Annotated in this window: 23 protein-coding genes; 10 read left to right on the top strand and 13 right to left on the bottom strand. The window is 69.2% G+C overall.

The window, feature by feature from the left end:
• Positions 1-7: 7 nt before the first annotated feature.
• Both ACTWQN_RS26020 and ACTWQN_RS26015 read left to right on the top strand, forming a co-directional pair.
• The gene (locus ACTWQN_RS26020) at positions 8-985 is read left to right on the top strand and encodes an FAD binding domain-containing protein (RefSeq protein WP_443206192.1); all 978 of its coding nucleotides are present in this window, start codon (positions 8-10) and stop codon (positions 983-985) included.
• Complete coding sequence (locus ACTWQN_RS26015; protein WP_443206191.1) at positions 982-3,132, top strand: xanthine dehydrogenase family protein molybdopterin-binding subunit; 2,151 nt, start codon at positions 982-984, stop codon at positions 3,130-3,132. Before ACTWQN_RS26020 ends, ACTWQN_RS26015 begins: the two co-directional genes overlap by 4 nt.
• A gap of 151 nt (positions 3,133-3,283) precedes the next feature.
• On the opposite strand, the gene ACTWQN_RS26010 is transcribed toward ACTWQN_RS26015, so the two are convergent.
• From ACTWQN_RS26010 to ACTWQN_RS25980, 7 genes are all read right to left on the bottom strand, one after another.
• Positions 3,284-3,595, bottom strand: coding sequence for a hypothetical protein (locus tag ACTWQN_RS26010; protein WP_443206190.1), 312 nt, complete (start codon positions 3,593-3,595; stop codon positions 3,284-3,286).
• 385 nt (positions 3,596-3,980) lie between these two features.
• The gene (locus tag ACTWQN_RS26005; RefSeq protein ID WP_443206189.1) at positions 3,981-5,471 is read right to left on the bottom strand and encodes a CehA/McbA family metallohydrolase domain-containing protein; all 1,491 of its coding nucleotides are present in this window, start codon (positions 5,469-5,471) and stop codon (positions 3,981-3,983) included.
• Positions 5,472-5,732: 261 nt separating this feature from the next.
• Positions 5,733-6,146, bottom strand: coding sequence for an arsenate reductase ArsC (locus ACTWQN_RS26000; protein WP_443206188.1), 414 nt, complete (start codon positions 6,144-6,146; stop codon positions 5,733-5,735).
• Positions 6,147-6,192: 46 nt separating this feature from the next.
• Entirely contained in the window at positions 6,193-7,275 is a 1,083-nt protein-coding gene (gene arsB / locus ACTWQN_RS25995; RefSeq protein WP_443206187.1) for an ACR3 family arsenite efflux transporter, read from the bottom strand.
• A complete protein-coding gene (locus ACTWQN_RS25990) occupies positions 7,272-7,649 on the bottom strand; it encodes an ArsR/SmtB family transcription factor (protein WP_443206186.1) in 378 nt (125 codons plus the stop codon). Before ACTWQN_RS25990 ends, arsB begins: the two co-directional genes overlap by 4 nt.
• Positions 7,650-7,773: 124 nt before the next feature.
• Complete coding sequence (locus ACTWQN_RS25985; RefSeq protein WP_443206185.1) at positions 7,774-9,123, bottom strand: FAD-dependent oxidoreductase; 1,350 nt, start codon at positions 9,121-9,123, stop codon at positions 7,774-7,776.
• 355 nt (positions 9,124-9,478) lie between these two features.
• A complete protein-coding gene (locus tag ACTWQN_RS25980; protein ID WP_443206184.1) occupies positions 9,479-9,859 on the bottom strand; it encodes an aldo/keto reductase in 381 nt (126 codons plus the stop codon).
• A 5-nt stretch (positions 9,860-9,864) separates the two neighbouring features.
• Here ACTWQN_RS25980 and ACTWQN_RS25975 point away from each other — a divergent pair, with 5 nt between their 5' ends.
• From ACTWQN_RS25975 to ACTWQN_RS25965, 3 genes are all read left to right on the top strand, one after another.
• Complete coding sequence (locus ACTWQN_RS25975; RefSeq protein WP_443206183.1) at positions 9,865-10,011, top strand: hypothetical protein; 147 nt, start codon at positions 9,865-9,867, stop codon at positions 10,009-10,011.
• A gap of 187 nt (positions 10,012-10,198) precedes the next feature.
• Complete coding sequence (locus ACTWQN_RS25970; protein WP_443206182.1) at positions 10,199-12,400, top strand: putative bifunctional diguanylate cyclase/phosphodiesterase; 2,202 nt, start codon at positions 10,199-10,201, stop codon at positions 12,398-12,400.
• A 306-nt stretch (positions 12,401-12,706) separates the two neighbouring features.
• Positions 12,707-13,804 carry a hypothetical protein gene (locus tag ACTWQN_RS25965; RefSeq protein ID WP_443206181.1) on the top strand — a complete coding sequence of 366 codons (1,098 nt, stop codon included), beginning with the start codon at positions 12,707-12,709 and terminating at the stop codon, positions 13,802-13,804.
• A 172-nt stretch (positions 13,805-13,976) separates the two neighbouring features.
• Here the strand turns inward: ACTWQN_RS25965 and ACTWQN_RS25960 are convergent, their stop codons facing one another.
• Positions 13,977-14,360: a four-helix bundle copper-binding protein gene (locus tag ACTWQN_RS25960; RefSeq protein WP_443206180.1), complete on the bottom strand. Its 384-nt coding sequence runs from the start codon at positions 14,358-14,360 to the stop codon at positions 13,977-13,979.
• Between the two features lie 112 nt (positions 14,361-14,472).
• On the opposite strand from ACTWQN_RS25960, the gene ACTWQN_RS25955 reads away from it, so the two are divergent.
• Both ACTWQN_RS25955 and ACTWQN_RS25950 read left to right on the top strand, forming a co-directional pair.
• Positions 14,473-17,223: a sensor histidine kinase gene (locus ACTWQN_RS25955; protein ID WP_443206179.1), complete on the top strand. Its 2,751-nt coding sequence runs from the start codon at positions 14,473-14,475 to the stop codon at positions 17,221-17,223.
• 53 nt (positions 17,224-17,276) lie between these two features.
• Positions 17,277-17,408 carry a hypothetical protein gene (locus ACTWQN_RS25950; protein ID WP_443206178.1) on the top strand — a complete coding sequence of 44 codons (132 nt, stop codon included), beginning with the start codon at positions 17,277-17,279 and terminating at the stop codon, positions 17,406-17,408.
• A 75-nt stretch (positions 17,409-17,483) separates the two neighbouring features.
• On the opposite strand, the gene ACTWQN_RS25945 is transcribed toward ACTWQN_RS25950, so the two are convergent.
• The 5 genes from ACTWQN_RS25945 to ACTWQN_RS25925 all read right to left on the bottom strand — a co-directional run bounded on the left by ACTWQN_RS25945 (position 17,484) and on the right by ACTWQN_RS25925 (position 21,993).
• Entirely contained in the window at positions 17,484-17,852 is a 369-nt protein-coding gene (locus tag ACTWQN_RS25945; RefSeq protein ID WP_443206177.1) for a DUF6968 family protein, read from the bottom strand.
• Between the two features lie 95 nt (positions 17,853-17,947).
• Positions 17,948-19,624: a hypothetical protein gene (locus ACTWQN_RS25940; protein ID WP_443206176.1), complete on the bottom strand. Its 1,677-nt coding sequence runs from the start codon at positions 19,622-19,624 to the stop codon at positions 17,948-17,950.
• Entirely contained in the window at positions 19,609-20,397 is a 789-nt protein-coding gene (locus tag ACTWQN_RS25935; protein ID WP_443206175.1) for an ABC transporter ATP-binding protein, read from the bottom strand. The genes ACTWQN_RS25940 and ACTWQN_RS25935 overlap by 16 nt, the downstream gene beginning before the upstream one ends.
• A 23-nt stretch (positions 20,398-20,420) precedes the next feature.
• On the bottom strand, positions 20,421-21,047 hold the full coding sequence (locus ACTWQN_RS25930; protein WP_443206174.1) for a TetR/AcrR family transcriptional regulator: 627 nt from the start codon (positions 21,045-21,047) through the stop codon (positions 20,421-20,423).
• Positions 21,048-21,255: 208 nt separating this feature from the next.
• Positions 21,256-21,993, bottom strand: coding sequence for a GntR family transcriptional regulator (locus ACTWQN_RS25925; protein WP_443206173.1), 738 nt, complete (start codon positions 21,991-21,993; stop codon positions 21,256-21,258).
• 185 nt (positions 21,994-22,178) lie between these two features.
• On the opposite strand from ACTWQN_RS25925, the gene ACTWQN_RS25920 reads away from it, so the two are divergent.
• The 3 genes from ACTWQN_RS25920 to ACTWQN_RS25910 are packed head-to-tail and all read left to right on the top strand — an operon-like array spanning position 22,179 to position 24,633.
• Positions 22,179-22,928 (top strand): isochorismatase family protein, encoded by a 750-nt coding sequence (locus tag ACTWQN_RS25920; RefSeq protein ID WP_443206172.1) that lies wholly within the window; start codon positions 22,179-22,181, stop codon positions 22,926-22,928.
• Entirely contained in the window at positions 22,925-23,773 is an 849-nt protein-coding gene (locus ACTWQN_RS25915) for an ABC transporter ATP-binding protein (RefSeq protein WP_443206171.1), read from the top strand. The genes ACTWQN_RS25920 and ACTWQN_RS25915 overlap by 4 nt, the downstream gene beginning before the upstream one ends.
• Positions 23,770-24,633, top strand: coding sequence for an ABC transporter permease (locus ACTWQN_RS25910; RefSeq protein WP_443206170.1), 864 nt, complete (start codon positions 23,770-23,772; stop codon positions 24,631-24,633). The genes ACTWQN_RS25915 and ACTWQN_RS25910 overlap by 4 nt, the downstream gene beginning before the upstream one ends.

Below are 24,633 nucleotides of genomic sequence, written 5' to 3'. Positions count from 1 at the left end.
GCGGCAAATGTTCCCCTTCGCTTTCATCAAGGCGAGTTCAGAGCGCGAGGCGTTGGCGGCGGGCGCGGACGGCGGACGCTACATCGCGGGCGGCACCACGATGGTCGATCTGATGCGGGAGACCGTGGAGCGTCCCGCCACGGTGGTCGACATAAACACCCTGCCCTACCGGGACATCGAGGTCGGCCCGTCGGGACTGCGCGTCGGTGCACTGGTGCGGATGAGCGATCTGGCCGCGCACCCCCAGGTCGTCGCGCAGTACCCGGTCATCTCGCAGGCCCTGGAGCTCAGCGCGTCGGCGCAGCTGCGCAACATGGCCTCCATCGGCGGCAACATCATGCAGCGGCCGCGCTGCCCCTACTTCCGGGACGTGACGGCGGCGTGCAATCGGCGGCAGCCCGGTTCGGGCTGCGGAGCGATCGGCGGCGAGAACCGGTCCCAGGCGATCCTGGGCACCAGCGACGCCTGCGCGGCCACCCATCCCTCGGACCTGGCGGTCGCCCTCGTGGCTTTGGACGCCACCGTGCGGCTGCGCTCCCAGCAGGGGGAGCGGGTGGTGCCGATCGCCCAGTTCTTCCGCCAGCCGGGACAGACCCCCGATCAGGAGCACGATCTGCGCCCCGGCGAACTGATCGTGTCGGTGGAAGTGCCCGCTGCGCCGCACACGCGCCGGTCGGGGTACCTGAAGGTGCGCGACCGGCAGTCCTACGAGTTCGCGTTGTCCTCGGCGGCCGTGGCCCTGGACATCAGGGGCGGTGTGGTCAACGCGGCCAGGGTGGCGGTGGGTGGCGTGGCCACCGTGCCTTGGCGGCTCTCAGAGGTGGAACGCGTGCTCGTCGGCGCGCAGGCGGGCCAGCAGTTGTGGCGGGATGCGGCGGCGCGGGCCGCCGACGGCGCGAAACCACTGTCGGGCAACGGGTTCAAGGTGGAGCTGATCAAGCGAACGGTGGCCCGTCAACTAGCGACGATAGGAGCCCTGCGATGACCGGCGAAGCCGTGGGCACCGCGATGTCCCGAGTGGACGGACGGTTGAAGGTCACCGGTGGCGCCACCTACGCCGCCGAGCACGTCATCCCGGGCCTGGTGCACGGGGTGATCGTGAGCAGCACGGTCGGTCGGGGCACGATCACCGCCATCGACACGAGCAAGGCGCTGGCGCTGTCCGGTGTGCTGCGGGTGCTGACCGATTTCACCGGAGTCCGGCTGGCCTTCAACCCGCGGCAGGTGAATTTCTTCGGTCAGCCGGTGGCGATCGTCGTGGCCACCAGCTTGGAGCAGGCCGAACACGGCGCCTCGCTGGTGGAAGTGAGCTATGCGGCACTGCCGGGGCTGACCGACATCGACTCCCCCGCCGCTGTGCCGCAGCCCGCACCGGGAAACCCGGACTACAGCCGGGGCGACGCGGATGCGGCACTGCACGAGGCGCATACCGTCGTGGACAACAACTTCACGATCCTGCGCGAGAACCACAACCCGATGGAGCTGGGCTCCACGATCGCCCGGTGGGACGGCGGCAAGCTCACCCTGTGGGACAAGACGCAGTGGGTGCTGGGCACCCAGCGCGAAGTAGCCGCCGCGCTGGGCGTCGCCGTCGAAGACGTGCGGGTGATCTCGCCGTTCGTCGGCGGCGCGTTCGGCAACCAGGGGCGGACGTGGGAACACCAGTTGCTGGCCGCCTTCACCGCGCGCGAGGTGGGGCGGCCGGTGAAGATCGTGCTGACCCGCAAGCAGATGTACACCGGCACCGGTTACCGCCCGACCAGCAGGCAGCGGGTGGCGATCGGGGCGGACGCCGATGGCCGGATCAGCGCGATCGTGCACGAGGCACGCACCGAGACCGCCCGGTACGCCCAGTACGCGGAGAGCATCACCGAGCTGTCCACGTTCATGTACGGCGGGCCGAACGCTCGCACGCAGTACCGGTTGGTGCCGGTGGACGTGAACCTGCCAACGTTCATGCGCGGCCCCGGCTTGAGCACCGGCGCATTCGCGCTGGAGTCCAGCGTGGACCAGTTGGCGCACGAGTTGGGCATCGATCCGATCGAACTGCGGCTGCGCAACGAGCCCGCCGTCGACGAATCGAACAACCTGCCGTTCTCCTCCCGCCGACTCGCCGACTGCTACCGGGCCGGGGCGGAGCGCTTCGGTTGGTCGCAGCGCCGTGCCGTGCCGCGCTCCCGTGAAGAGGGCGACCTGCTGATCGGCATGGGCATGGCCGCGGGCGCGTACCACGCCTTCGGTTCGGGCACCGATGTGCTGGCCCGCATCCACGACGACGGCACCGCCGAGGTGTTCACCGCGACCAGCGACTCCGGACCGGGTACTTACACGTCGGTGACCCAGGTGGCCGCCGACGCGCTCGGGCTTCCGGTGAGCAGGGTCCGGTTCACGCTCGGCGACTCGGCACTGCCGAGGGCACCGATGCACGCCGGTTCCCAGACCATGGTCAGCGTGGGATCGGGCATGTTCACGGCGTGCAACGCGCTGCGGGATGGTTTCGTGCGCATGGCGGTGGTCGATCCGGCGTCGCCGTTGTACGGGGTCAAGCCCGCTGACGTGTCGGTCGAAGGCGGTCGCCTGTTCGTGACGGCCGATCCTGGCCGTGGTGAGACGTACCAGCAGATCCTCCGGCGGCGCGGCCGGCCGAGCATGGACACCACGCAGGTCTGGGAACCGGGCGACGTGGGCAAGAGGTTCTCGTCGTACAGCTACGGCGCGGTGTTCGCCGAGGTGTCGGTGGACGAATCGCTGGGTCTGGTGCGGATCCGACGCATGTTCGCCGCCTACGACGCCGGGCGGGTGGTCAGCCCCAAGCTCGCGCACAGCCAAGCGCTCAGCGGCATGGTCCAGGGCATCGGGATGAGCCTGCTGGAGAGCACCGTGTTGGACCACCGGGACGGCCGGGTGATCAACGCCAACTTGGCCGACTACCTGGTGCCGGTCAACGCTGATGTGCCGGAACTGGACGCGGTGTTCGTCAACGGGGAGGACATGGCACTGGACCCGATCGGGGTGAAGGGGCTGGGCGAGGTGGTGATGGTCGGCGTCCCCGCCGCGATCGCCAACGCCGTGTTCAACGCCACGGGCCGCCGCCCGCTGGACCTGCCCATCACCCTGGACAAGATGCTGTAAGCGGGATCTTCTGATCAGAAGAGGACCACATTGGACGCCGAGCGTCCGATGTGGTCCTCTCGCGTTGCCGAGTTGGCGCGCACCGGCACGGCGGACCGGTGACAGTCTTTCGTGTTACGCCTAGGACGGCCGCCCTGCGCGTCAGCGCGGCTCACCAGATGTTGCCGCCACCGGGGCCGCCGGTGCCGCCACCGCCGCTGCCATTGCCGCCGATGCCGTCACCGCCGAAGCCGCCGTTACCACCAGGGCCGTTGGAGCCGCCGCCACCGCCAGCGCCGCCGGCACCGCCACCGGTGCCGCCCCCAGTGCCACCACCGGAGCCGCCGTCGCCACCGTTGACGTTGAAGTCGCCCTGGATGACTCCGGGGAACGGCCACGTCGTCATAACCGTGCGCGCGGGCAGCAACTCCACGCGCTGGTCATCGAGCTCCGCGGAGCTGACCGACCGAGTCGAATCGAACATTTTGGTCCTCCTTTGCCGTTCGGGCTAGGAACCGACGCGGAGATCGATGCCCAAGCAAAGGCCCTGAACTTCCAGATCTCCATTCCAACGCCCCAGATTCGCTGGCATCAGCACGGAGCGTAGGTCCACTCAAAATCCCGCGCAGCAGCGAAGTTTCGCCATCACTCGCACGACGGGTCCCCATCACCCGCGCGTGTGCAACAAACCAGGGCGACACGGCACACGGCGGTCCCGTGATCATCGCGGGCAGCGATCAAGTCCCGCAATAGGCTGACCATTGACGTCGAGGCGAGCTGAACCGAACTGTCCGGCACTTGCCACGTCGTTCGTGGCTCTCGGCCGATGGAGGGGCCCGGCAATGGGCCCCTCCGCCAGCAGCGGTGAATCAGCGGTCGATGAACACCGGGTTGGAGTAGAACCACAGGTCTTCCCACGGGTTGGAACCCAGCGGGTCGGGTTGCGGTTCGAGCTCGTCGGTGCTGGTGCCGCGCACCCGCACGTACATCGGGCCGTCGATGTCGCGCACGGTGTGCCGCACGACGATCCAGCCGTCCTCGACCCGCCAGTCGCCCGGTCCGTACCGGCCCGCGACCTGCGTCGTCGGATTCGTGTCCGCCATCGGGTCGGAGACCGGGCCGGTCACGCGCCCGGTGATGACGTCCACCCGCTTCACGTGCGGGCGGTCCCCGGCCGCGTTGGGATTGCGCGGCTCGCGGATCCGGACCTCGACCTCGACGTCCCGGCGCGGCCCCCGGAGCTCCAGGGTTTCCCCGACGGTGACGCGCTGACCGCCCGGAACGGGGCGGGCGGAGAGGTCGAGCCGGTCGATCAGGTCCCCGATGGTCACGAAGATGCGACCACGGCGCAGCGCGTCGAGGATGTCGGCGTAGTTCCGGTCGGCGAAGACGTAGGTCTTGGAGTACTCGCCGGGCCAGAAGTCCGACCCGCCTTCGGTGTAGTGCACGTGGGAGTCCGATGTGGACGTGATCCACCAGCGGCGGCCCTCACCCAGCAGCGAGTCCCACAGACCGCCGAGCCGCGCGGTCATCTGGTCGAACCCGCCCATCGTCGGGAAGTTGCCGTAGCCGCCCCGCTCGCCCGTCGGGTCGACGGTTCCATCGGGGTTGAGCGCACCGGCCTGGTGGCCCGGCGCCCCTTCGAAACCGGACACCACGTCCGGGGCGGTGTCCTTCCAGTTGCGGAACTCGGCGGGCGTGTCGTCGCCGTACACGCCGAGCCCGGCAGCGGATCGGGCCGGGTGGTTGGCGAACACCACCGGCCTGTCGCGCATCCGCTGCATCACGTGCAGCGCCTCGATCATCTTCGCCTCGGTGTCGAAGGACGGGTCGGGCGGGAAGGGGTCGCGCTTGGCGAACCGGCTTTCCAGGTTGAACAGGATGTCCCGCTCGTCGGCCACCTTCGGGATGATCAGGCTCGAATGGTCGGCCGCCGGGGTGTCCAGCTCCATGCCGTAGAACTGCAGCACGCCCGGCACGGACCGCCGCGCCTCCAGCAGGCTCGGATAGCGCTGCTCGGCGTCCAGTTTGGAATGGTTGGGGCCGCCGTGGTCGGTGGAGACGATCCAGGCCAGGCCGAACCGGCGGGCGTTGGCCGCGTTGACCGCCAACGGGTAGATGGCATCGCCGCCGATGATGGGCGTGGGCGGTGTGGTCGACTCGTCGTAGCCGACGCTGAACTCGCTGTGCACGTGGTGGTCGCCCGGCAGCCAGTCCCGTCGGCCGCCGCCGATCCGCGGTACAGCTGCTTGTGCGGCACCGGGCAGCCCACCGACCGCGACCGCCCCGACCAGACCGCCGGTGACCGCGAGCAGCCGCCGCCGGTTCATGCGCCGAGACTTCGCTTCGTCCGCAGCCATGAAGATCCCTTCTGTCCTCCTCGTCGGAGACTTCCGACAAGGGCGTGCACATCCCAATTGATGTGCATGGCCACCGGCTGAACGGCGGTTGGCCCCACAACGAACAACCTTGCTCAAGGCCATTCGGGCGCGGTGGGGCCGAGCCAGGTGAACGGATCTTCTGATACGTCCGAAGTGGACAGTTGACGCCGTGCCGCGACTCGGTTCCGGCAGCCGGGCCGGATCACCCGCGCGAAGCTCCGGACGCTGCGCAGCGCGTCGTCACCGCGCGTCCCGCGGAACGAGTTCGGCGAGCAGGGCGCGGACTCGGCGGTCGATGTCGTCGCGGATCGGCCGGATTTCGGCGGCGGATCTTCCGGCGGGATCGGCGAGTTCCCAATCGAGGTAGCGCTTGCCGGGAAAGACCGGGCAGGCATCGCCGCAACCCATGGTGATCACCACGTCGGCCGCCTCGACAGCATCGGTGGTCAGCTTCTTCGGGAACTCCTGCGACAGGTCCAGGCCGAGTTCGTCCATGACCTCGACCACCGCGGGGTTGATGGTGTCGACGGGAGCGGATCCGGCGGAGCGGACGATGACCTTGCCCTGCGCGTGGTGGTGCAGCAGGGCGGCGGCCATCTGGGAGCGTCCGGCGTTGTGCACGCAGACGAACAGGACCTCGGGGGTGGCGGACACGATGGCTCCTCGGTTCTAGGCGATGTCGGCCAGCGTTGCGGGCGGGCTAGGTGGTACGGACATGATCGGCCTCCCGCGAACCGGCGGTGGGCGCGAACCGGCGGCGGGCCGCCAGCGAGACGTAGACGAGGGCGACCAGCACCGGCACCTCGATGAGCGGTCCGACGACGCCCGCCAGGGCCTGTCCGCTGGTCACGCCGAAGGTGGCGATGGCCACCGCGATGGCGAGTTCGAAGTTGTTGCCCGCGGCGGTGAAGGCCAGTGTCGCGGTCCGCTCGTAGTTCAGGCCGATCGCCTTGCCCAGCACGAACGAACCGGTCCACATGATCGCGAAGTAGGCCAGCAGCGGCAGCGCGATCCGCGCCACGTCGAGCGGGTTGGCGGTGATGGCATTCCCCTGCAGGGCGAAGAGGATGACGATGGTGAACAGCAAGCCGTAGAGCGCGATCGGGCCGATCTTCGGCAGGAACCGCGACTCGTACCACTGGCGCCCCTTGGCGCGCTCCCCCAACTTGCGGGTCAGGTAGCCCGCGACCAGCGGGATGCCGAGGAAGATCAGCACGTTCTTGGCGATCTCCCACGCCGAGACGTCCAACCCGACCTGCGGCAGGCCGAGCCAGCCCGGCAGGACCGCGAGGTAGAACCACCCCAGCGCGGCGAAGGCGATCACCTGGAAGACCGAGTTCAGCGCCACCAGGACGGCGGCGGCTTCGCGGTCGCCGCAGGCCAGGTCGTTCCAGATGATGACCATCGCGATGCAACGCGCCAGACCGACGACGATCAGCCCGGCGCGGTACTCCGGCAGGTCGGCCAGGAAGATCCAGGCCAGCCCGAACATCAGCGCCGGACCCAGCAGCCAGTTCAGCACCAGCGAGGACACCATCAGGCGCCGGTCGCCGGTGACGGTGTCCAGCCGGTCGTAGCGGACCTTCGCCAGCACCGGGTACATCATCACCAGCAGGCCCAGGGCGATCGGCAGCGACACCCCGTCGACGGCCACGGTGTCCAGCACCGGGCCGAGGCCCGGGATCCAGCGCCCGGCCAGCAGCCCGACGAGCATCGCGGCGGCTATCCACAGCGGCAGAAAACGGTCCAGTGCGGACAGTTTGGCGGCCACCGCCCGCGTCATGCCGACACCACCGCATCCTGGGCCGGGACCAGCGATTCGGACAGCAGCCGCAGGGTGTCGGGCCGGACGCGGTAGTAGATCCACGTCCCGCGTCGATCCCCTTCGATGATCCCGGCTTCCCGCAGCACCTTGAGGTGGTGCGAGATGGTCGGGCCGGAGAGCTCGAACGCCCCGGTGAGGTCGCACACGCACGCTTCACCACCGGCGTGGGAGGCGATCAGCGACAGCAGCCGCAACCGAACGGGCTCGCCGATCGCCTTGAACGCCCTGGCCAGCTCCGCGGCCTGCGCGGCGGTCAGCGGTTCCCGCATCACCCGCGTCGCGCACGGCTCGGCTTCGCCGGTGTCCACGATCGGCAGCTCGTATTTCGACATACCTCTAATTTGACATCCATCTATCCAGACTGCAAGGCCGCCGTGCGATCTGATCGGGCATGGGCTCTTGCCAGAACGATCACTCGCGACCTGGCGAGGCGTTCGAAGGCAGCTGCTGGTGCGGTCAGCGCTCGACGGCCCGCAGCGGGCTCAGCTCGACGAATTCCGGCTCCGGGACGGCATGCGGAGCGGCGCAGCACCCGCCGCCTTGGTCGGCTGCGGGCTCGTCGAACAGGCCCGCGCCGCCGCAGACCCCCGTTTCCGGTAGCACGAGCTCGACCCGCTCCGCCGCCTCGACGTCCCCGGCGATCGCGGCGACCACGCTGCGAACCTGCTCGTAACCGGTCAGCGCCAGGAACGTCGGAGCGCGCCCGTAGCTCTTCATGCCGACCAGGAACACCCCTGGCTCGGGGTGGGCGAGTTCCTTGGCGCCGTGCGGGTAGACCGTGCCGCAGGAATGCACGTTCGGGTCGATCAGCGGCGCCAATCCGGTCGGCGCCTGCAACACCGGGTCCAGGCCCAGCCGGATCTCCGACAGCCACGACAGATCCGGACGGAACCCGGTGAGCACCACGACCTCGTCGACCGGCTCGATCTTGCCGCCCGCGAACGAAGTCAACACCAACCGGCCAGCCCCGTCGGCCTCGACCGAAGCGGTGCGGAAACCGGTCACCGCACGGATCCGACCGGCCTCGGCGGCTCGCTTGGCCCGCAGGCCCAACGCCCCGCGCGCCGGGAGCTGGTCGGCCTCGCCACCACCGAAGACGTCGCCCACGGCGCCACGGCGCAGCAGCCACACGATCTCCGTGCCGGGCGCTTCGTCGGCCAGCGCGGCCAGACCCACCAGGGCCGTCAGCGCCGAGTGCCCGCTGCCCGCGACGGCGATCCGCTTTCCCGCGTAACGTGCCCGCGCCTGCGGATCGGCGAAATCCGGGACCTGGTAGGCGATCCGGCTGCTCGCCGTGCCCTCACCGATGGCGGGCAGCCCGTCGCCGCCGAGCGGATTCGGGGTGTCCCAGGTTCCCGAGGCGTCGATCACGGCGCGTGCGGTGATCCGCTCTTCGCCAGCCGCGGTCCGCACGTGCACGGTCAACGGTTCGGTATCGCGTCCGGCATCGACCACCCGGTCCCGGCCGCGCCGAGCCACGCCCACGACGCGGGCACCGAAGCGCACCCGCCCGCCCAGCGCCGCCGCCAGCGGCCGCAGGTAGTCGGCAGCCCAGTCCGCACCAGCCGGGTAGGCGGCCGGATCCGGCCGCTGCCACCCCTGCTGCTCCAGCAGCCGGGCCGCGGCCGGGTCGATCAGCTCGGACCACCGCGAGAACAACCGAACGTGCCCCCACTGCCGAACCGAAGCACCCGCCTGCGCGCTCGCCTCCAGCACCAGGGGCCGCAGACCACGCTCAAGAACGTGCGCCGCGGCGGCCAGACCCACCGGACCGGCGCCCACCACTACGACCGGCAGCTCATCCACAGCCTTCTCCTTTACATCGATGACGCTCGATGAAGTTGTCAGAACTTTATCGACACGGATCGATCGATGCAACCTCGCCGACCGAGCCGTGGGCATCGGCCGGGTCAACCCGCACGCACCACGCGCGCAAGCTCGCCGAAGCGGGTTTCGCAGTGCCGCGCAAAGACATCGCCATCTGACGCAGCAAGGACCGGCGCTCGTCGGACGTTCGTCCGCACCGGGCCGATGCCGTGGAGCGGACCGGACGGGGCTGCGCGGTCGGCGACGCCCGGAACGTCCGGCGGTACTGCTGCGGGCTGGTGCCGGTGAGTTCGTGGAAGTGCCCGCGCAACGACCCCACCGACCCGAACCCGGCTCATCGGATGCTGGCGCCCGGCCGGTGGGAGTCGAGCCTTGTTGCGGCGTCGCCGAATGCGAACGGGTGGGGTTCGCATTCGGCGATGAAGTCGCCGGGGAACCCGAGTTGGAACTCCGCTGCCGCTTCCAGTTTCGCGATCGCGTCGTCGGGCAGGGCGAGCTCGACCGCACCCAGGTTCTCGGCGAGCTGCTCCACACTGCTGACACCGACGATCGGGAGCACCGCTTGCGATTTGCTGCGCGTCCACGCGATCGCCACCTGTGCGGGGCGGACGCCCAGTTCGTCGGCGACCGCGCGGACGGCGTGCGCTGCGGCGCGGTCCCGAGCGGTGAGCGCCGCCGGGTCGACCCGGGTGGACCGGCGTAGAAAGCTGGGCACACCCGGTGCTTGGCGGGCTGCGGTTGGCCTACGAAAGCCTCCCCCTGCCCGACACCGACGAACAGCGCCTCGTCGTCTACCTCCCGGCCGACGCCAGCACCGCCGACACCCTCGCCGCGCTCAACTCGGACCCGGTCGAGACGACCAGCTGACGCGGTACCGACCGAGGGATGTTGCTCGACTGTCTCACGGTATGCGCACAATTCGGCGCGCTGCGCAAAGCCCGTTCCCTCGATCGGGTTACAAAGGGTTGTCTGCGCTGTGCTGATTGGCACACCCCGGTCCACTCCCCGTGACATCCAGGAATCCCCGGAGGAGTATGGGTCCACGCCGAGCTGGGTGTCCCTCGTCGTCGGAATCGACGAGGCGACAGCTCGTGGCACAGCGCACGGCGACACTGGCGGTGAGCCCGCCTCCAACGCCCTGGCCGGTGAGAACATGATCGATGGATCGGGTAAACCGGAAACGCCCAGTGACGACGACGTGACGGGCCCACACAACGGCGCCAACGCGCGCGACTACATCGCGCCGATGGCGGCCTCGCTGCACGAGTACGCGCTGTTCACCACCGACACGCACGGTTACGTGACGAGCTGGAATCCGGGCGCCCAACGGATGTTGGGATACCGCGCGGGCGAGATCGTCGGCAAGCACATCGCGATCTGGTACGGGCAGGAGCAGCTGGAGGCCGGACTGCCCGGCCGGATCCTGCACGAGGCGGCCGAGGCGGGCACCACCACCGCCACCGGCTGGCGACTGCGCAAGGACGGCTCCCTGCTGTGGGCTTCGGTGGTGTTCATCGCCCTGCGGACCGGAGACGGCGCGCTGGACGGGTTCATCGTGCTGTCCAGGGAGGACACCGAGGTCCACAACCGGCTTGAGCGATCCAGCCAGCAGTTCAGCGACCTGTTCGAAGTCACCCCGGTGGCCATCGGTCTGTTCGACGACGCCGAGCGGTTCCTGCTCGCCAACTCCGCGCTGTGCGACCTGCTCGGCTACCGCCCGGACGTCGACAACGCGTTGGGATCCGACCTGATCCACCCCGACTACCCGGCCGAATCCCTGCTCCCGTGCGACACGGCCCCGGCCTCGCAGTCGGACCGGCCGACGCTGCCGCACCGGGTGCTGGCGCGAGCCGACGGGCAACCCGTGTTCTGCGACCTGCACATCTCCCGGTCGACGCGGGAAAGCGGCGAGCAGTTCTGGATGGTCGTCTTCCAGGACGTCACCGAACGGCGCCGGGAGTCCGAGCGGCTGCACCACCGCGCGACGCACGACGACCTGACCGGCCTGCCGAACCACGCCATGCTGGGCACGCTGCTCAGCGCAGCCGATCCCGAACACGCGGCGGTGGTGTACTGCGACATCGACAACTTCAAGCGGATCAACGATTCGCTGGGGCGCACCGTCGGGGACGAGCTGATCGTCACGTTGGCCCGGCGGCTGGAGGCCGGACTTCCCAATGGCTGGTCGGCAGTCCATATGAGCGGCGACGAGTTCGTCGTCATCTGCCCGAACGCCGAGGAGGCGGGCGGCGTCTCGTCGATCATCGCCACGGTGACTCGCCTGATGTGCACCACCCTGCCGCTGCGCGACCAGCTCGTCCGGGTGTCGTGTTCGTTCGGCATCGCCGTGCTCGACGACTTCGAAGCGGGCAGCGAAGACCTGGTGCGCTTCGCGAGCGCCGCGATGTTCGAGGCGAAGCAGGGCAGCGAGCGCATCGCCCGGGCCACGCCGGAACTGATCACCTCAGTGGACCGGCAGGTCAATCTGGAGGTCGAACTCCGCGACGCGATCGACGGGGACACGCTCAGCCTGCTGTACCAGCCGATCGTCGCCGCCGACGGGAGCATCGTGGCGGCCGAAGCGCTGCTGCGCTGGCCGCATCCGGAGCGCGGACTGCTCACCCCCGACGTCATCCTCCCGGTGGCCGAACAGGGCGGGCTGCTCAGGGATCTCGATCATTGGGTGCTGCACACCGCTCTGACCGATGCGGCGCAGTGGCCCGCGCCCGAGGGCCCGGTCGCCGTGACGGTGAACCTGCTCGGCCTGGTGCCCGGTGTGCCGTCCTTCGCCGAACTGGTCCGCAACACCGTGGCCAGCAGCGGGATCGCTTGGGACAGCGTGATCCTGGAACTGGTCGAGACCTGCCTGATCGACATCCCGTCGCGTTCGCGGCGGGCCATGGGCGAGTTGATCGATCACGGCGTGCGCTTCGCCGTGGACGACTTCGGCACCGGCTACTCGTCGCTGGCGCGGCTCAAGGATTTCCCGGTCCAGATCATCAAGGCCGACCGCCAGTTCGTCCAGCGAATCGGCACGAATCCAGCCGACCTCGCCATCGTCCGCGCCGTGGCCGACCTCTCCCGCGCGATGCGCTGCCTGTGCGTGGCCGAAGGAGTCGAGACCCGCAACCAGTTCAACGTGCTGCGCGGTGTTGGCCTGGACGCGTACCAGGGTTGGCTGTTCTCCCCCGCGGTCGAATCGCAGAAGCTGAGCTCCCTCATCAAGGACGGGCCGCTGTCGTTCATCCGCGACTGACGACGAACACGCGGGCGGCATCGCCCGCACCACCCGACGCCGCGCGGAGTACGACTCCCGATGCGAAGCCCTCGGACGATCCGACCACTGCGCTGATCGAGCTGCCGAGCGACCGCTCCTCCCGCATCCGAGAAGATCGTGATCCAATGTGGACAGAAGCGAATTGGATTAATCCGTACGGCATATTCGTCGTGTCGCTCGGATCTTGATCCGAATGGTTGGAAATCTCCGGAACCCGTTTGCGACCGACCCGCGGATGGTTGGCTGATGCCCTGGCCCAAAGGTCTAGCCGATGGGAGCGAGCTCATGAACAGGTCCGTCGAACGGCGACGTCTGCACGCGTACGGGAACGCGGAGCCCGGCGAGGTGATCGTGCCGAAGGGTTTCGTTCACCCCCGACGAGGACCGGTGCGCAGTGTTGCGGCACCACTGCTGGTGGAAAACCTGCGCCGACACGGTCACCGCGCACGCATCGCCGACGTCCGGGCCGAACCCGGCGAAACCGAGCTCGCGCTGTTCGCGGTGAGCTATCTGGACCTGCGAGGCAAGGCCACCGGTTTCGCCACCGCCGCGTGCACAACCGACGAGACCGCGATCGCACGGGCCGAGAACACCGCCGAGCAGTGGTCGCACACCCTGCGCACCCGCCGGATCCTGGTCGCCACCGTGACCACACCGTGCACCGACGCCTGCGCGCTGACCTGCCCGATGGTGCTGCGCACGAGGGCACGGGTGCGCAGGTTCACCGAGCGCGGCGACACCGTGCTGCTGATCGGCAAGGCGGGCGCGGTCGCCGCTCGGCTGCGCATCCGAGACACCGTGCCGGTCGAATCCAGCGCCGACGTGGACGTCCTCGAACGCCTCGATCCCGACCGGATCTCGTTCGTCATCGTGCCTGGGACCCCGGTGGAGGACGCCTTCGACATCGCCGCGGCGCTGCGTCAGCGCTTCCCACAGCTGCGCGGGCAGCATCCGGACGAGTTCTGCTACGCGGCCTCAGACCGACGGGAGGCGGTGCGGTCGGTCGCGGCCGCCAGCGAGCTGCTGTTCACCGGCGCCGACGCCCAGGAGGTCACCGCGACCGACCACGCGCACCTGCTCGATCGAGCCACGGATATGCGGCCGGAATGGCTCACCTCCGCGACCACGATCGGAATCGTCCCCTCCTGCGGAGCGCCCGAGCTGCCAACGGAGATCATCGAGCTGCTTTCCGGCCTCGGGCCGATCGCCGTCGCACACCGGCGCGTCACGACCACAAAACCAGACGGCGTCCAAGCCGCGGAGCCACCGGGCTTGCCCTCCAGCACACCGGCAACCGGCTGTCACGCACGAGGACGCACACCAGCACGCAGAGCGGTACCAGCCCGCTGCGAAGACAGCAGGGGGAAATCGTCGAGGCGGTGAAGCTCCACCACCGAGCTGGCAGTCAACAGCGATCATTTCCGGTAGTGCTGACCACCATACCGTCCACATGAGACATATGTGGCGGGGAACCCGAGCGGCCACGAAGTTTCGCCGCGGTCCACGCCCACCGCTTCGACGGCTTAGCCAGCGGTGGACGTGGCGCGGTCGGTGATCACGCTAGCTGCATCGATTTCGGCGTCATCTGACGGCACATGGCCGCGCACCGGGTCATCATGTCCGCCAGGTCGGTCATCTCCCTGGTGCCCATCCGGTTGCACATCTCAGCGGTCATCTCGCACATGTCCGCGCACATGCCGCACATCCGGACGCACATCTGCACCATGTCCGCCCCGGCCTTCGTCATGCTCGAACAGCGCATCATCATGTCCGCGCACATGCGACACATGTCCGCGCAGGACATCATCATCATGCTCATCTGCATGGCCTGCTCACCGCGCGTTTCCATGCAGCGGGACAGCATTTGCTCGCACATGTCGTGGCACTTGTTGCACATTTCGATGCACTGCTGCATTTCGGTGCTCATCTGGCGTGTCATTTGAACCTCCAACAATCTTCTGGACCGAGCGCAAGCTGCGCGCGCCGGGCACCCCACGTGCCCCGGCTTGCACCTCAGAACGTCCTGCGTACTCCTGACCAGCCGAGATCGCATGTTGGTGGTACGCGGATCCATCGCCCGGCATCCCGATGCCGTGGTGTTGGACCCCAGGATCTGCCGCGTCGACCCGCCGGACACCGCGGACTGGTACGAGCGCCTTCGATCGGCCGCCGGGGCGAAGCAGCGGCGCCGGTCCGCGGTGGCAGCCCGCCGCGAGCGAGCGGCCGGGTCGGCGGAGCACACTGGACGCGTGACTGGCAACACCGCAACACGCCGAGGTGAGCTGCGCATTTACCTGGGCTCAGCGCCCGGTGTCGGCAAGACCTACGCAATGCTCGGCGAGGCCCACCGCCGGCTGTCCCGGGGAACGGACGTGGTGGTCGGGTTCGTGGAGACCCATGGCCGGACCAAGATCGCCGAACAGCTCGAAGGACTGGAGATCGTGCCGCGCCGCCGGTTGCAGCACCGCGGCGTGGAGTTCACCGAGATGGACGTCGACGCGATCCTGGCGCGCAATCCAGAGGTCGCGCTGGTCGACGAGCTCGCCCACACCAACGTGCCCGGCTGCCGCAACGCCAAGCGCTGGCAGGACATCGAGGAGTTGCTCGACGCCGGGATCACGGTGCTGTCGACGGTCAACATCCAGCACCTCGAAAGCCTCAACGACGCGGTTGAACGGATCACCGAGGTCCGCCAGCGCGAAACCGTGCCGGACGAGGTGGTGCGCCGGGCCGAGCAGGTCGAGCTCGTCGACATCACGCCGGAGGCGCTGCGGCGGCGGATGGCGCACGGCAACATCTACCCGGCCCGCAAGATCGACGCCGCGCTGGGCAACTACTTCCGCACCGGGAACCTCACCGCGCTGCGGGAACTCGCCCTGCTGTGGGTGGCCGACCAGGTCGACGTCGCCCTGCAGCGCTACCGCGCGGACAAGCACATCACCAACATCTGGGAAGCCCGCGAGCGGGTCGTGGTGGCCATCACGGGCGGCCCGGAGAGCGAAACGCTGATCCGCCGGGCCCGGCGCATCGCCGCTCGGGTAGGCGCCGACCTGCTGGTCGTGCACGTCCTGCGCGGTGATGGGCTCGCGGGTGCCTCACCGGTCAACATCGCCCGCGCCAGACGGCTGACCGAGGACGTCGGCGCCACCTTCCACACCGTCGTCGGCGACGACGTGCCCGAAGCACTGCTGGAGTTCGCGCGGGGTGTGGACGCGACCCAACTGATCGTCGGCACCTCCCGGCGTCCCCGCTGGGCGCGGGTGTTCGAGGAGGGCATCGGGGCCACCACCGTGCAGAAATCCGGCCCCATCGACGTGCACATGGTCACCCACGACGAGGCACATCACGGCCTGCGCTTCCCGCACACGCCCCGCAACCCGCTCCCGCTGTCCCGGCAGGTGTGGGGCTGGGCGCTGGCCGTGCTGCTGCCGCTGATCGTCACCGCCCTCGGCTACTGGTGGGAGACCCACCTCGCGCTGTCCACCGATGTCGTCGGCTACTTCCTGGCCACGGTGCTGGTGGCGCTGGTCGGCGGCACCGCGCCAGCCGTGGCCGCGGCCGTGCTGGCCGGGGGGCTGCTGAACTTCTTCTTCGCCGAGCCGCGCTACTCGCTGGCGATCGCCAACCCGGAGAACGTGATCACGGTCGTGGTCATGCTCGTCGTCGGCGTGCTGGTGGCGATCGTCGTCGACCGGGCGGCCCGGCTGGCCAGCCAGGCGGCCCGCGCCCGCACCGAAGCCGCGCTGCTGGTCTCCTACGCCCGCACGGTGCTCACCGATCCGGATCCGCTGCCGCGGCTGCTGGAGAAGATCGTGGAGAACTTCGGCCAATCCTCGGCGGCACTGCTGGAGAAGACCGACGGCCGGTGGCGGATCGCCGCCTGCACCGGGCCGAATCCATGCGCCAAACCGACCGAGTCCGATGTGGACATCGAGGTCAGTCCGGAGGTGCACCTCGCGCTGCGCGGCCGGGACGGCTCCGCACCCCTGCCCGCCGCCGACCAGACCGTGCTGGAAGCCGCCGCGGGCCAGGCGCTCATCGCGCTGCGGCAGCAGCGGATGGCCGACGAAGCCGCCGAAACGCAGCGCCAGGCCGACGCGAACAAGCTGCGGACCGCGCTGCTGTCCGCGATCGGCCACGACCTGCGGACACCGCTTTCGTCGATGAAGGCGTCGGTGAGCACGCTGCGCTCGCCCGAAGTCGAACTCGACGAGGCCGACACCCGCGAACTGCTGACCGGGATGGACGAATCCCTCGACCGGCTCAGCGCCCTGGTGGACAACCTCCTCGACTCCTCCCGCCTGGCCACCGGCGCCGTGGTGCCGCAGCTGCACCCGATCACCTACGACGAGATCGTCGCGCGCGCCATCGCCGGACTGGACGGCAGGCGCTTCGTCACCGTCGACGTCGACGAACGGCTTCCCGCGGTACTCGCCGACGCGGGTCTGCTGGAGCGGGTCGTGGCCAACGTGCTCAACAACGCCCTGACCTACGGCCGCGTGCACGACGAGAACCCCGACATCCTGGTGCACGCCAGCGAACACGCGGCGCGGGTGGAACTGCGGATCGCCGACCACGGACCCGGCCTGCCCAAGTACACCGCGGAAGCGCTGTTCGCCCCGTTCCAACGCCTGGACGACCGCAACCACAAGGGCATCGGCCTTGGCCTGCACGTCGCGAAGGGATTCGTCGAAGCGATGAACGGTGAGATCCACGCCGAAGACACCCCGGGCGGCGGGCTGACCATCGTCGTTTCGCTGCCCGTCGCCGCCGCACCCCACCCGAGCCCGACCGAGCGCTGACCTGCGCGACGGGCGAACCGCGTGCACCTGTCCCCGTCAGGAAGGTGCGCACGATGGAGTTGACCGCGCTTGGTACCGAAGGTCTGAGCACTCGTCTGGAGCAGTACCGCGCCGATTGCAAGCGGCTGCTCGACGAGGGCCTTTCACTCGACCTCACCAGAGGAAAACCAGCCGCGGCTCGCTGACGGCGACTCGGCGGTAGTCCACGACGGCCCGGTCGACGTCCTGCGGCACGAAGCGGTCCGACGAACATCCCACGGTCAGTTGCTGGATCGGCCCGGTGCGGGCGGCGCGATCTGGTGCACTTGCGGGTCGACCGTCAGCCCCAGGTCGGGCAGGCCCAGCCAGTCGAGTTCGACGGATGCCCGCTCCGCGCGTTCCGCCAGGTTCAGCCGCAAGCCGTACACGCACAGCAGGAAGGCCTGCAGGGAATCAACGCCGAATGTCGCCTGCACGGACTCATCGCCCAGGCCCAGAACCTGCCTGGGGCAGTACCAATCCCCGCCAGGCATGGGGTCCGGCTGCGGCTTGCCGATCTTCACGATCACCGGCGTGCGGTTCCCGTCCTCGGCGATGGCATCCACCTGCCGCTCGGCCACCGTCTCGCCGAGCTCGTAGGTCATCGTCATGCGTACCTCAACTCGTTGACGTCCCAAGGCAAAACCACACAATAGCGACACCGGTCGGCTGCGCGGCGACCACCGGATCCGTCCACAAGCGACTGTCAGTTCCCGCCTTCGCGGGCTCGGGATGCCGCGATGGCCTCCTTCTCCGCGGCCCGCTCCAGGAAGCCGAGCAGCCCGCCGCCTTCGGCGCTGACGAACGGAACTCCCGGGTAGCGCAGTCGGGCGAAGGTCTCGGGCAGTCGGGTGCGCAGTTGCGCGACCGCCAGGCCGCCGAGCGAGGCGGCTACCACCGTCCCGTTGACCAACGCCAGCAGCAGCGCGGCCAGCGGAGCCCATGGCGGTAGGACGCTCGGGGCGACCATCAGGATGATCGCGACCGCCGCGGTGGGCGCGCTGAGCACGGTGGCGGCGTACAGCCCTAGCTGGCCGACCAACTGGTTCTCCCCCGCATCACTGGGATTCACCCGCCGGTGCGGATCGACGCCGGGCGTCACCGCGATCACCGACAGCAGCACCGAAAGCCCGCAGCCGACGCCGAGCAGCACGATGATGAGGCTGGCCACCGGCACGGCGAACTCGAAGCTGCCGCTGATCGCCATCAGCACCACGGCGAGCACGGCGGCGGGCAACCCGTAGGCGACGACGACGCCGACCTGGCGGCCGCGCACATCGGCCCGGACCACGTCGTGGCCGTCGGTGACCACGAGCTGCCACAACGCCGTGCCGTCCTGGCCGTAGAGGTTCGCGGCGCTGATCGCGCAGATCAACGCGACCGCCACCCCGCCGAGCCCGCTGAGCTGCGGCAGTCCCCCGATCGCCGCGTAGCCCGCCAGGAAGATCCCGAACCACAGCGACGCGCGCAATTCCAGGCTGCGCCACGGATCCCGCAGCCAGGTGCGCAGCTCCTTGCCGACGACCGCGCCGAAGGCGCCATCGGGCAGCAGGCCGCGGCGTTCGAAGACCCGGCTGCCGAGCGGCCGTCGCCTGCGCGTGCTGGTGCGATTGCCGACGAACGGCCGCAGCAGCGTCGCAGCGCCCAGCGCCGACAGTGCGGTGGCGCAGCCCAGCAGCACGAGCCACCCGGCGGCCGCGCCGAGATCGCCGTTCGCGGCGGCATCGACCGCTCGGATCGGCCAGCCCGCCGGTGTCCAGCCGAGCACATCTCCAGCGGGTGCGGAACCGAAGCCGTGGCGCAGGAATTCCGGCATCGAGGACAGCACCGGCCAGACGATCAGCCAACCGGCGAACATGGTCGACAGCAGCAGCCCGTACTGGATGGCGGCGATCTCCACCCCCAGCCGGGTGCGCATCGCCGCCCCCAGCAGCGCGTAGGCGATCCGCGACAGCGAGATGACCAGCACCAGGTACAGCGCGGTGCCGACGACCGCCACCACAACCGCCAGCGGCGCGGCGGCCAGCGCCGCGTGACCGATGATCGAAGTCAACGCGAGCCCCGTCACAACACCGCCGACGCCGACGAATACCGAGGCCAGCAGCCCGAATCCGAGTCGACGCGGCGGCAGCGGCAGCAGGCTGAAGTACTCCGGCCGCAGCACGCTCGCCCCGGAGGTGAGGATCGGCCCGACCAGCCATCCCACCAGCCAGGCCAGCAGCACGAACGCGACGACGTCCGAACGCGCTTCGGCCGAGGAGAGCGCGACGAGCCCCCAGGTCGCCGCGACCGCGACGAGACCCAGCGCGCCGCCGAGGCGGCGCTTCCACGGCAACGTGTGCCGTTGCACGGCGAAGCGAAGGCGGATCAGTTCCCCAACCACGTCAGCTCCTGTTCCCGCTGCGCAGGCTCGCCGACCAAGCGCACGAAGACGTCTTCGAGGGGGGCACCGGCCCGCACCTCGTCCAGCGGCCCGGCCGCCAACACCCGGCCGGAAGCGATGATCGCGACGCGGTCGCAGACGTTCTCCACGGTGGCCATCACGTGCGAGGAGATGACGATCGAGCCGCCAGCGTCGACGAACCGCCGCAGGATCCGGCGCAGCACCCGGGCCGAAATCGGGTCCACCGCCTCGAACGGCTCGTCCAGCACCAGCACCCGGGGCGAGTGCAGCAGCGCGGTGGCCAGGCCGATCTTCTTGCGCATCCCGGTCGAGTACTCGATGACAAGCCGCCCCTCGCTCTCGGCGCCGTCGAGTTCGAGGATCTCCATCAGCTCCATCGCCCGGACCCGGACCTCGGCCTTGGGCATGCGCCGCAGCGCGCCCCAGTGCCGCAGCAGCTCCGCGCCGGTCAGCCGCTCCGGCAGCGCGAGGCCGTCGGGCAGCACACCGAGCATCGCCTTCGCGCGCATCGGCTCCCGCCACACGTCGACGCCGTGCACCAGGGCCGTTCCGGCGTCCGGGCGCAACAGCCCGACGGCCATCGCCAGCGAGGTGCTCTTGCCCGCGCCGTTCGGGCCGACCAGTCCGGTCAGCGAACCCGGCGGCACGTCCAGGCTGACCTGGTCGGCGGCGAGGTTGCCGGAGAACCGCTTGGTCAGCGCCGCTAATTGGAAGGCTGCCTGCTGCTGGCTGGCCTCGGTTGCCACGCTCATGGCTGAAATCCGTTCTGCAGTGGTCAATTCCGCTCGGTCGACTGGCTGGCGACCGCGTTGACGAGGAAGTCGGCGGCTTGTTCGGCGATCAGCTCGGCGTCGGCGTCGGGATCACCGAAGAGCATCCCGGGCAGTTGCTCCAGGAAGGATTGGATGCCCAGCGCCATCACCCGGGTGTCGGCGTCGCGCACCTCACCGGCGGCCACAGCCGCGCTCAACAACTCCGCCATCCGCCGGATGTCCCGCTCCCGGTCGATCTCGCCGATCGGCGATCCGGCTCGGCCCGAGGCCCGTTCCAGGTGGTAGAAGACCATCATCTCGTCCCGGTGCGCGGCCGCGTACCGCACGAATCCGCGCACCAGCCTGCGCAATACGTCCAGCGCCGTTTCGGCGTCGCCCACGGCGGCTTCCAACGCCACACCGAGCTCGTCGCCGATCGTGGCGGCAACCGATCCGATGAGGTTGGCCTTGGAAGCGAAGTGGTACGAGATCAGACTCGGACTGATCCCGGCCCTGGCCGCGATCCGCGCGAAAGACGCCTTCTCATACCCAACCTCGGCGATGACCCCCACCGCCGCCCGCACGATCTGCTCACGCCGAACCCGCTCCACAAAACTCGACGCCCGCCCCGAGACCTGCTGCTCACCCATGACTGGCCACCCATTCAAAATCCTGGTCAACCAACCAGGACATTACCACAAGAGAAGACAAAGCAGACAAAAACCCGAACAGGGTCGCGATCGCACAAACAACCCGCACGTCACGGCGCCATCGGGTGACGAGGACGGGGTGAGGGGCACCTGTGACCCAGTTACTTGGTCACAGGTGCCCCTCACCTCTCACCTGTACGGGTCGTGCCTAGCTTCGGGCGCGGGACAGGTGCGATGTCAGGACGACCTGATCGCCGCGCATGTAGCCGGTGCCGACGTCCACCGCCGCGCCGTCGACCAGCCGGAGGGTTCGGCGCAGCAGCAACAGGGGCCAGCCCGTCGGTACCTCCAGGAGCTCGGCCACCGCTGGATCGGCGGCCACCGCCTCGGTCTGCACCTCCGACGAGCCCAACCGCAGCCCCAGCGATTCGACCAGCTGGTAGGCGTTCTCGGCAGGTGGCGGGTCGCGGTCGAGCAGCGGTTTGGCGAGGTGGTGCGGCAGGTACGTGGTCCACAGCGCCGTCGGCGTCTCCCGCACCAAGGTCAGCCGCTCCAGCAGCAGCACCGGATCACCGGCCCGCACCCCCAGCGATGCGGCGACCTGCTCGGCGGCCGGAACCGTCTCCAAGGTGATGATGCGTCGTCGCACCGCGGTGTCCTCGGCGGCGTCCTCGCCCAACGCGCGCAGCATGTCGAAGCGGTGGATCGCCTTGCGCGAGATGACGAACGTACCGGCGCCGGGAACCCGATCGAGCAGCCCTTCACCGACGAGCATCGCCAATGCCTCGCGAACCACGTTGCGCGACACCGACAGCGACGCCGCCAACGCGTCTTCCGACGGCAGCGGACCGGGAATCCACCGGCCGGAAAGCACGTCCTCGCGCAGCAGATCCCGGGCTCGCCGAGCGATGTGGCGCCGTCGGGGCCGCGAGGCGTGGATCTCCATGTGCGGAGCATACGGCGAAAAATGGTGGAGTTATTCGCCTACTGGATCACATAACCGCTGGTCACAGCGTCGACACGAGCGAGTTTCGTGGCGTAGCGCCAGCGTTACGGCGGCGAGAAACCAGCGCAAATACCCGAACTTAGCGTTCGCTTCCGACCGCACGGCGGATGACAGGGAGCGCGCACATGAAAATCTGGGACGAATACCTCACCGAACGCGATCGCCAGGTCTTCGCAGCGTCCGGCTACGGCACCTACCTCGGCATGGGCGAGCGTCCCGCGGTGCTGGTCGTCGACGTCAACTACGCCTTCGTCGGACACGAACCGCAGCCGATCCTGGAGTCGATCAAGAACTGGCACAACAGCTGCGGCGAAGAGGGCTGGAAAGGCGTCGAGGCGATCGCGACACTCCTCGCGGGCGCCCGCGAGAAGAACGTGCCGATCTTCTACAGCACCGGCGTCGACCACCGCCCGGACGGCTTCGGCCGCGGCCTGTGGCGCAACAGCCGAAACAGCGAGGGTTCCCAGGTCCCCGATGTGGACGGCAACACCATCGTCGCCGAGATCGCCCCGCAACCGCAGGACGTGCTGATCGCCAAGACAAAGCCCAGCGCGTTCTTCGGCACCGCGCTGATGAGCTACCTCACCGAGTTGGCCGTCGATTCGCTGCTGGTGGTCGGCACCACCACCAGCGGCTGCGTGCGGGCCAGCGTCATCGACGCGTTCTCCAACAACCTGCGGGTCAGCATCGTCGAGGAAGGCACCTTCGACCGCGGTGAGGCCTCGCACGCGATCAACCTCTTCGACATGAACGCCAAGTACGCGGACGTGGTCAGCTTGGAAACGAGCCTGACCTACCTCGCCGGGCTGCGTTCGGACATCTTCGCCGGTCGGATCGCGCCCGCCAAGGACCCCGAACTGGTCGCCGCGCCATGACCGCGCTGACCGAAGTTCCCGCGCGGACAACCACTTCCCGAGGCGCCGACCTGCGCATCGACGGGGTCAGCAAGGTCTACCAGCGGCAGGTGACGCGCAAGCGCGTCGAGGAGGTCCCGGCGCTGGCGCCGATCGACCTGCACGTACCCGCTGGCGGCTTCGTCTCGGTGGTCGGCCCCTCCGGGTGCGGCAAGAGCACCCTGTTCTCCATCATCGCCGGATTGGAACGGCCCAGCGGCGGATCGGTGCGCATCGGCGGGCAGGACACCACGGGCAAGACCGGCCTGGTCGGTTTCATGCTGCAGAAGGACATGCTGCTGCCCTGGCGCACCGTGCTGGACAACGTGGTGCTGGCCGCCGAGGTCTGCGGGGTGGCCAGGAAGCAGGCCGTGGAACTGGCCCGCCCGCTGTTGGAGCACTACGGGCTGGGCGAGTTCGCCGACTCCTACCCGGCGCAGCTCTCCGGCGGCATGCGGCAGCGCACCGCCCTGCTGCGCACCCTGCTGTTCCACCGCGACGTGATGCTGCTCGACGAGCCGTTCGCCGCGCTGGACGCGCAGACCCGCGAGCAGATGCAGAACTGGTTGCTGGACATCCAGGCCGACTTCGGCAAGACGATCGTGTTCGTCACGCACGACATCGACGAGGCCGTCTACCTGTCCGACACCATCTACGTGCTCTCCGGGCGGCCCGGCCGGGTGATCGACACCGTGCCGGTCGACCTGCCCAAACCACGGCAACAGCATCCGGACCTCTCCAGCACTCCGGAATTCACCGCGATCCGGGCGCGGGTGCGCGCCCTGCTGCGGGATGCCGGACGAACACCGGCGGAGGAACCGCGATGACCGCCAGCACACCTTCCCAGGTACTGTCCACACTGGACGAACTGCTCGGTGCGCGGGACAAGGTCCGGCCGCGCAAGGAGCGCCGCACCGCCCCACCCGGGCGAGCGGTGGTGATCCTGCTGCGGGCGGCGGTGATCGCGGTCGCCGTCGGCGGCTGGGAGTGGTTCGCGCGGCTGGGCGTGATCGACCCGTTCTTCTGGTCCATGCCGAGCGAGATCTGGGCCAAGGCCGTGCAGCAGTTCTCCTCGGGCACGCTGATCAGCGACACCGCCTACACCTTCGGCAGCGCCATCGCCGGATTCCTGCTCGGCACCTTGCTCGGGGTAGCCATCGGCCTGTCCTTCTGGTGGTCGCGGACCTACGCCAAGGTCGCCGAACCGTTCGTGGTGGCGCTGGAGGCGATTCCGAAGCTCGCGTTGGCACCGATCGTGGTGCTGGTGCTCGGCATCGGGATCTCCTCGAAGATCGCGATGGCCACCGCGCTGGTGGTCGCGGTGCAGGCGCTGGGTGCCGCCGCCGGGGTGCGCGCCATCGATCCGGACCTGACCAGGATGCTCAACAGCCTCGGCGCCAGCCGGTGGAAGGTGTTCCGCAGCGTCGTGGTGCCCGGCACGATGCCGTGGATCATCTCCGGGCTTCGGGTCACCATCGGGCTCGCGCTCGCTGGCGCGATCGTCGGCGAGTACATCGGCTCCGAGCGCGGACTCGGGCGGCTAGTCGTCTACGCGGGGACGGTGTACGACATCTCGCTGATCTGGGTCGGCGTGCTCATCCTCGCGTTGCTCTCGCTGCTGCTGTACCTGGTCGTCGGACTCGTGGAGCGCCGACTGCGCGCCCAACTACTGCACGGAGGCAATTGA

This window comes from Saccharopolyspora antiqui (genome assembly GCF_052246905.1).
Lineage (GTDB): Bacteria > Actinomycetota > Actinomycetes > Mycobacteriales > Pseudonocardiaceae > Saccharopolyspora.
This window is presented reverse-complemented; position numbering and strand designations above follow the sequence as displayed.

Excerpts from the sequence above, each read along its gene's own strand:
- ACTWQN_RS26020 (WP_443206192.1), top strand. The coding sequence starts at position 8 with ATGTTCCCCTTCGCTTTCATCAAGGCGAGTTCAGAGCGCGAGGCGTTG.
- ACTWQN_RS26015 (WP_443206191.1), top strand. The coding sequence starts at position 982 with ATGACCGGCGAAGCCGTGGGCACCGCGATGTCCCGAGTGGACGGACGG.
- ACTWQN_RS26010 (WP_443206190.1), bottom strand. The coding sequence starts at position 3,595 with ATGTTCGATTCGACTCGGTCGGTCAGCTCCGCGGAGCTCGATGACCAG.
- ACTWQN_RS26005 (WP_443206189.1), bottom strand. The coding sequence starts at position 5,471 with ATGGCTGCGGACGAAGCGAAGTCTCGGCGCATGAACCGGCGGCGGCTG.
- arsB (WP_443206187.1), bottom strand. The coding sequence starts at position 7,275 with ATGACGCGGGCGGTGGCCGCCAAACTGTCCGCACTGGACCGTTTTCTG.
- ACTWQN_RS25990 (WP_443206186.1), bottom strand. The coding sequence starts at position 7,649 with ATGTCGAAATACGAGCTGCCGATCGTGGACACCGGCGAAGCCGAGCCG.
- ACTWQN_RS25965 (WP_443206181.1), top strand. The coding sequence starts at position 12,707 with ATGAACAGGTCCGTCGAACGGCGACGTCTGCACGCGTACGGGAACGCG.
- ACTWQN_RS25960 (WP_443206180.1), bottom strand. The coding sequence starts at position 14,360 with ATGACACGCCAGATGAGCACCGAAATGCAGCAGTGCATCGAAATGTGC.
- ACTWQN_RS25955 (WP_443206179.1), top strand. The coding sequence starts at position 14,473 with ATGTTGGTGGTACGCGGATCCATCGCCCGGCATCCCGATGCCGTGGTG.
- ACTWQN_RS25950 (WP_443206178.1), top strand. The coding sequence starts at position 17,277 with ATGGAGTTGACCGCGCTTGGTACCGAAGGTCTGAGCACTCGTCTGGAG.
- ACTWQN_RS25945 (WP_443206177.1), bottom strand. The coding sequence starts at position 17,852 with ATGACGATGACCTACGAGCTCGGCGAGACGGTGGCCGAGCGGCAGGTG.
- ACTWQN_RS25935 (WP_443206175.1), bottom strand. The coding sequence starts at position 20,397 with ATGAGCGTGGCAACCGAGGCCAGCCAGCAGCAGGCAGCCTTCCAATTA.
- ACTWQN_RS25930 (WP_443206174.1), bottom strand. The coding sequence starts at position 21,047 with ATGGGTGAGCAGCAGGTCTCGGGGCGGGCGTCGAGTTTTGTGGAGCGG.
- ACTWQN_RS25925 (WP_443206173.1), bottom strand. The coding sequence starts at position 21,993 with ATGGAGATCCACGCCTCGCGGCCCCGACGGCGCCACATCGCTCGGCGA.
- ACTWQN_RS25920 (WP_443206172.1), top strand. The coding sequence starts at position 22,179 with ATGAAAATCTGGGACGAATACCTCACCGAACGCGATCGCCAGGTCTTC.
- ACTWQN_RS25915 (WP_443206171.1), top strand. The coding sequence starts at position 22,925 with ATGACCGCGCTGACCGAAGTTCCCGCGCGGACAACCACTTCCCGAGGC.
- ACTWQN_RS25910 (WP_443206170.1), top strand. The coding sequence starts at position 23,770 with ATGACCGCCAGCACACCTTCCCAGGTACTGTCCACACTGGACGAACTG.